8 protein-coding genes are annotated in these 6118 nt (G+C 67.2%); 6 read left to right on the top strand and 2 right to left on the bottom strand.

Annotation, left to right across the window (positions count from 1 at the left end; all coding sequences use genetic code 11):
- The coding region (locus JNK68_03745) for a thioredoxin fold domain-containing protein (protein ID MBL8539464.1) at positions 1 to 292 on the top strand (292 nt) is incomplete at its 5' end.
- Positions 293 to 321: 29 nt separating this feature from the next.
- Positions 322 to 981, top strand: coding sequence for a TonB family protein (locus JNK68_03740; GenBank protein ID MBL8539463.1), 660 nt, complete (start codon positions 322 to 324; stop codon positions 979 to 981).
- A gap of 4 nt (positions 982 to 985) precedes the next feature.
- Here the strand turns inward: JNK68_03740 and JNK68_03735 are convergent, their stop codons facing one another.
- Both JNK68_03735 and apaG read right to left on the bottom strand, forming a co-directional pair.
- Positions 986 to 2101: an MltA domain-containing protein gene (locus JNK68_03735; GenBank protein ID MBL8539462.1), complete on the bottom strand. Its 1116-nt coding sequence runs from the start codon at positions 2099 to 2101 to the stop codon at positions 986 to 988.
- A gap of 398 nt (positions 2102 to 2499) precedes the next feature.
- Positions 2500 to 2880, bottom strand: coding sequence for a Co2+/Mg2+ efflux protein ApaG (gene apaG / locus JNK68_03730; protein ID MBL8539461.1), 381 nt, complete (start codon positions 2878 to 2880; stop codon positions 2500 to 2502).
- A gap of 150 nt (positions 2881 to 3030) precedes the next feature.
- Here apaG and rpe point away from each other — a divergent pair, with 150 nt between their 5' ends.
- From rpe to JNK68_03710, 4 genes are all read left to right on the top strand, one after another.
- A complete protein-coding gene (gene rpe / locus JNK68_03725) occupies positions 3031 to 3729 on the top strand; it encodes a ribulose-phosphate 3-epimerase (protein MBL8539460.1) in 699 nt (232 codons plus the stop codon).
- Positions 3729 to 4430, top strand: coding sequence for a phosphoglycolate phosphatase (locus JNK68_03720; protein ID MBL8539459.1), 702 nt, complete (start codon positions 3729 to 3731; stop codon positions 4428 to 4430). Before rpe ends, JNK68_03720 begins: the two co-directional genes overlap by 1 nt.
- Before the next feature lie 122 nt (positions 4431 to 4552).
- Positions 4553 to 6040, top strand: coding sequence for an anthranilate synthase component I (locus tag JNK68_03715; protein ID MBL8539458.1), 1488 nt, complete (start codon positions 4553 to 4555; stop codon positions 6038 to 6040).
- A gap of 15 nt (positions 6041 to 6055) precedes the next feature.
- Positions 6056 to 6118: anthranilate/aminodeoxychorismate synthase component II (locus JNK68_03710; GenBank protein MBL8539457.1), on the top strand; the 63-nt coding region annotated here is incomplete at its 3' end.

Genomic DNA, 6118 nt, shown 5'->3' with positions numbered 1-6118 from the left:
ACTGCATCCGGCCGCGCCCGAGAAGGCGAAAGCGGTCTGGTGTTCCGCCGACCGCCAGAAGACCTGGAGTGCGCTCATGCTCAACAACGTCGCGCCGAGCGGGGCGAAGAGCTGCGAGAACCCGGTGGAGAAGATCGCGGCGTTCGCCCAGCAGAAGCACATCAATGCCACGCCCACCATGTTCCTCGCCGATGGCACCCGCATCTCGGGCGCCAAGCCCGCGGCAGAGCTCGATCGCCTGATGAACGAAGCCGATGCGCGCTGCGCGAAGGAAGGCAAGTCGCTCTGCTGATCTCGTAACAGCACCACCACCCGGTCGTCGTGACACGCTGCGCGTCGGCCGGCTCGACGACAGGTCTTCGCCGCCTCGGGCTGGCGCTGGTCGCCTCCGCCATACTCCACGGCATTCTCGCCATCCTCCTGAGCGATTCTTCCCGGCAAGGACGAGTCGCCCCGGCTGCTCTGCATGCACGGCTCACCGAGGACATGCCGGGCACCTCTGTCGCGGCCTCCCCGCCACCTCCAACCACCGGCGACGCGGTGACGTCGACTGCTGCACGCGACGGGGCCGGGGTGCAGCCTCAGCCGAAGGCGACCGCGCACCGACCGGGTTCGAGCCCCAGTCCGGTAAAGAGCCGCAGCAGCGCAACTCCGGCAGCGGTTACTGTTACGCGCGATCCCACCTGGTACAGCGCGCGAGAACTCGACGAGCTGCCGCGGCCGCTCAAGCCGATCCGTGCGCCGCGTGTGGCTTCCATCGGAGCGCTAGGGCGGATCGTGCTGCGGCTCGCGATCGACGAGACCGGGACGGTGATCGATGCGTCCGTTCTCGATGCCGATGCGCGGGGCGATCTGGCGTCGCCCGCGCTTGCCGCCGCGCGCGCTGCGCGCTTCCGCCCCGGAACCAAGGGCGGGCGCATCGTGAAGAGCAAGGTGCTGGTCGAACTTACGTTCGTCGCCGACGGCAGCGGCAATCTCTGATCCGTCACCGGGCGGGTGGTGCGACACCGTTCGGCAGCAACACCCACAGGCGGCCCTGCTGGCGCATGCGCCCGGCCTGCCGGCCGGCTTCCTCGCCGAAACCCCAGAAGAAATCGGCGCGTACGCCGCCCTTGATGGCGCCCCCCGTGTCCTGCGCCAGCATCAGGCGGGCGAGCGGTTGTTCGGTATTCGGGTAGGTCGTGGCGAGAAACACCGGCGCACCGAGCGGCACCGTCCGTGGGTCGACGGCGAGGCTGCGCCCCGCGGTCAGCGGCAGGCCCATGGCGCCGATGGGACCGTCGTCACTCGGCGGCAACTCGCGGAAGAACACGTAGCTCGCGTTGTGGTCGAGGAGTTCCGGCAGCTTGTCCGGATTGGCCTTCGCCCAGCTCTTGATGCCTTCGAGAGAGGCCTGTCCGACGGTCAGCTCGCCGCGATCGACGAGCCACCTGCCGATGGACCGATAGGGATGGCCATTCTGGTCTGCGTAACCGATGCGCAGGCGTTCGCCGTTTTCCAGTTGAACCTGTCCGGACCCCTGCACCTGCAGGAAGAACAGGTCGACGGCGTCGTCGCTCCAGGCGATCTCGCGGCCGGCGAGCGGGGCGACTCCGGCGTCGATGTCGTGGCGGTCGTAGTAGGGCACCACCTTGCGTCCCTGCAGCCGGCCGCGCAGGCGCAACCCCTTGAGCTGCGGGTACTGCTCGCCGAGATCGATCGTGAGCAGATCGTCGGGCACGCCGTAGACGGGATAGCGGTACTGCGCCGACGCCTTGCGGCTGCCGCGGATCAGCGGCTCGTAGTAGCCGGTGATGAGCCCGGTCTCGGTGGCGTCGGCATTCACCACTCGCCACGGCGTGAACTGCTGCTCGAAGTACGACTGAATCTCGCCGCCAGCGGCCGGGTCGACCGCTGCGGCCCGTGTGCACGCCTGCTGCCAGCCGTCCCGCCGCTTCAGCACGCTGCAGCTTTTCAGGAATGCCGGCCAGGCGTCTGCGAACGCATCGGTCTGCCAGCCCGGAAGACTGGACCAGCGGTCCGGCACCAGTCGCGGCGCGGCGCCCGGTTCGGGTTGTGGCGGTGTCACGGCCGGCGGCCGGGTGGCACAGCCGGCGAGCATGGCCACGGCGAACAGCACCGCGATGACTCGCCGGGCGACGCCGTCCGCGCTGCGTGCTAACCTCGCCGCACTCCGACTCTGCGATCGATCCCTGTGGGTGCTGCTGCTCGAAGCGTTGCTTGCCGTGGGAGTCTTGCTCTTCATCGTCTGGTGGACTTGGCCCAAGAAGAAATAGCGGTGGCGCAGGGTCGGGAAGGAGGGCAGGTCGAGGCCGGCACCGACGCCGCTCGGCAACACGGTGCCGGACGCCGTGGTCGGCAGCGCGGCGTGGCTTGCGCGGCGCGCCCGTGTCAGCGGTGATCCCACCACCGCGTCGTAGAGCGGGGCGATCAGCGTGCAGCGGGTCTGCAGAGACATGCGCAGAGGAAACGCCGGGCGCCCGCCTCGCGGCGCGCTGATCAGTGCAGGATCCGGGGTACGCTCAGCGTGAATTCCGGGATCGGCGCATCGAAGCGGATGCCATCCTCGGCCACCATCTGATAGCTGCCGCGCATGGTGCCGACCGGAGTTGAGATGGCGGCGCCGCTCGTGTATTCGAAGCTTTCGCTCGGCCGCAGGAACGGCTGCTCGCCGACCACGCCGAGCCCGCGCACTTCCTGGACGCCGTTGTCGGCATCGGTGATCACCCAGTGCCGGCTCACGAGCTGCGCCGGCACGCTGCCGGTATTCGTGATGGTGATCGTGTAGGAAAAGACATAGCGCCCGTTGTCCTCGTCTGACTGATCCGCAACATAAGCGCTGCGCGCGGAAACCGTGATCTTGTAGCGGTGGTCGGACATGCAGCAATTGCACACCATTTCGTCAGCCGCGGCAAGGCAAGCGGTCGGCTGCGGCGCTGCTGCCCCGGGCTGATGCTTGTCATCACGGAGTCTGATGCCACGCCCCGGCGCGTTCCCGTAGAATCCGCCATCCCCACAAGGAAGACTGCCATGGCCAACTTCCGCATAGCGCCCAGCATCCTGTCCGCCGACTTCGCCCGTCTCGGCGAAGAGGTGACCGACGTTCTCGCCGCCGGTGCCGACTGGATTCACTTCGACGTGATGGACAACCACTACGTCCCGAACCTGACCATCGGCCCGCTCGTGTGCGAGGCGATCCGCCCGCTGACGAAAGCAACGATCGATGTGCATCTCATGGTGAAGCCGGTCGATCGCATCGTGCCGGACTTTGCCAAGGCGGGTGCCAACGTGATCAGCTTCCACCCGGAAGCCTCCGAGCACATCGACCGCACCATCAGCCTGATCAAGGACCACGGCTGTCACGCCGGCCTCGTCTTCAATCCGGCGACACCGCTCAGTTACCTCGACCACGTGCTCGACAAGCTCGATCTCGTGCTCATCATGTCGGTGAACCCCGGCTTCGGCGGACAGAAGTTCATCCCGGAGGCGCTGCGCAAGCTGCGTGCGGTGCGCAGCCGGATCGATGCCTCGGGCCGCGACATCCGGCTGGAGATCGACGGCGGCGTCAAGGTCGACAACATCGCCGAGATCGCGCGTGCCGGGGCCGACACGTTCGTGGCCGGTTCTGCAGTGTTTGGCGCCGGAAACAAGAGCGATCCGCATCGCTACGACAGCGTGATCGGCGAACTGCGTGCCGAGTTGTCCAAGGTCGAACTGGTGGTCTGCTGATGGGACAGGCCGGCACGCAGCACAAGTTCCCGCTGGCAGCGCGGGCAATCGTCTTCGACCTGGACGGCACGCTGCTCGACACGCTGCCCGATCTGGCGCGGGCCGCGAACCTGATGCTCGCCGACCTCGGCCGGCCGCAGGTTTCCGAACCGGAAGTGCGGGCCTTCATCGGCGATGGCGCGGCACGGCTGGTGAAGCGCGTGCTCACCGGGGACTGGCAGCGCGAACCCGAGGCGGCACTCTTCGACCACGCCATGCCCATCTTCAACCATCACTACCGGGAGGGCGTGGCGCGTGAGACGCGACCCTTTCCGGGCGTGATCGAGGGTCTCGATGCCTTCCGGGCGAAGGGCTTCCCCCTGGGCTGCATCACCAACAAGCCGGAGATTTTTACGCTGCCGCTGCTCGCGGAAACCGGGCTCGCCCCCTATTTCGATCTCGTGGTCAGCGGCGACGTGCTGCCGCGAAAGAAGCCCGATCCGATGCCGATCACCTACGCCTGCGGCTACTTCTCGGCGCGCCCGGAGCGTGTCGTCCTGATCGGCGATTCGATCAACGATCGGAAGGCCGCGCACGAGGCGGGCTGTGCTGCACTGGGCGTGACCTATGGCTACGTGCCGAGCGGCGATGTCCGATCGCTCGGGTTCGATGCTATAGTTGATTCGCTCAAGGAAGCGGTAACCCTCATCCAGAAGTTCTAGTCGTGTTCCACAGCAGACAGAAGACGCGGAAGCCGGCCGTGCGGCTGGCGGAGAGCTGGCGCCGCCGCGCCACTCGTCCCGGCGTGCGCGCCTGACGCGCCCGTCTCCCGTTTTCCGTTGCTGTGGAGCCCTCCGTGACCGAACAGGAATTCCGGCGTCTCGCCGATCAGGGTTGTAACCGCATTCCGCTCGTGGTCGAGACATTCTCCGACCTCGACACGCCGCTTTCCGTCTATCTCAAGCTGGCCAACGAGCCCTACACCTACCTGCTCGAATCGGTGCAGGGAGGGGAGCGCTGGGGGCGCTATTCATTCATCGGTCTGCGTGCCGACACCCGCTTCGAGGTCGTCGGAAACGCCTGCCGCGAATATCGCGACGGCGCACTCGTCGCAGAAAGCCACGAAGAGGATCCGCTCGAATTCGTGCAGGCGGTGCGCGCGCGCTACCGGGCGCCGCCGATGCCCGGCCTGCCGCGTTTCTGCGGCGGTCTGGTCGGCTGCTTCGGTTACGAGACCGTGCGCTTCATCGAGCGCCGGCTCGCGACCGCGGCGAAACCGGATGCGCTCGGCACGCCCGACATCCTGCTCCTGCTCTCCGATCAGCTTGCCGTGTTCGACAATCTGTCGGGGAAGCTCTTCCTCGTCGTCTATTGCGATCCGGCGCAGGCCGATGCCTATCGCAAGGGGCAGGCGCGCCTTGTCGCGCTGATTCGCCGGCTGCGGCAACCGGTCGCCGTTCCCGAGGAACGGCCGGCCGCGCCGATCGCGCCGCGCTCCGAGTTCGGGCAGGAGGCGTTCATGGCCGCGGTCGAGCGCGCACGGCGCTACATCTTCGACGGCGACATCATGCAGGTGGTGCTCTCGCAGCGCATCTCGATGCCGTACTCCGCGACACCGCTTGCCCTGTATCGCGCGCTGCGTGCGCTCAATCCGTCGCCGTACATGTTTCACTTCGACTTCGGCGCCTTCCATGTCGTCGGCGCGTCGCCCGAGATTCTCGTGCGCCTGGAGGAGGGCATGGTCACGCTGCGGCCCATCGCCGGCACCCGCCCGCGCGGCAAAACGCGTGACGAGGACCTCGCGCTCGAACGCGATCTCCTCGGCGATGCGAAGGAACGCGCCGAGCACCTCATGCTGATGGACCTCGGCCGCAACGATGTCGGTCGCGTCGCCAGCGTGGGCAGCGTGCATGTGACCGACAACATGGTGGTCGAGCGCTACTCGCACGTCATGCACATCGTGTCCAATGTCGAAGGAGAGCTCAAGCCGGGGATGGATGCGGTCGCGGTGCTGCGCGCGACCTTTCCGGCGGGCACCGTGAGCGGCGCGCCGAAGGTGCGGGCGATGGAGATCATCGACGAGCTCGAACCGAGCCGGCGCGGCATCTACGCCGGCGCGGTGGGCTATCTCGGCTTCGACGGCAACATGGATCTCGCGATCGCCATTCGCACCGCGGTGATTCGCGACGGCACGCTCTTCGTGCAGGCGGGGGCCGGCATCGTCGCCGACTCGGTGCCGCTCTCCGAGTGGGTGGAGACGCAGAACAAGGCGCGCGCGGTGCTGCGTGCGGCGGAGATGGCGCAGTCCGGGCTCGACAGCCCGCTCGACTGAGGCAGGAGCATTGCCATGCTGCTGATGATCGACAACTACGATTCCTTCACCTACAACCTCGTGCAGTATTTCGGAGAG

Source organism: Betaproteobacteria bacterium, from assembly GCA_016791345.1.
Lineage (GTDB): Bacteria > Pseudomonadota > Gammaproteobacteria > Burkholderiales > JAEUMW01 > JAEUMW01.
The sequence above is the reverse complement of the archived record's forward strand: the minus strand, read 5'-3'. Positions and strand labels throughout refer to the sequence as shown.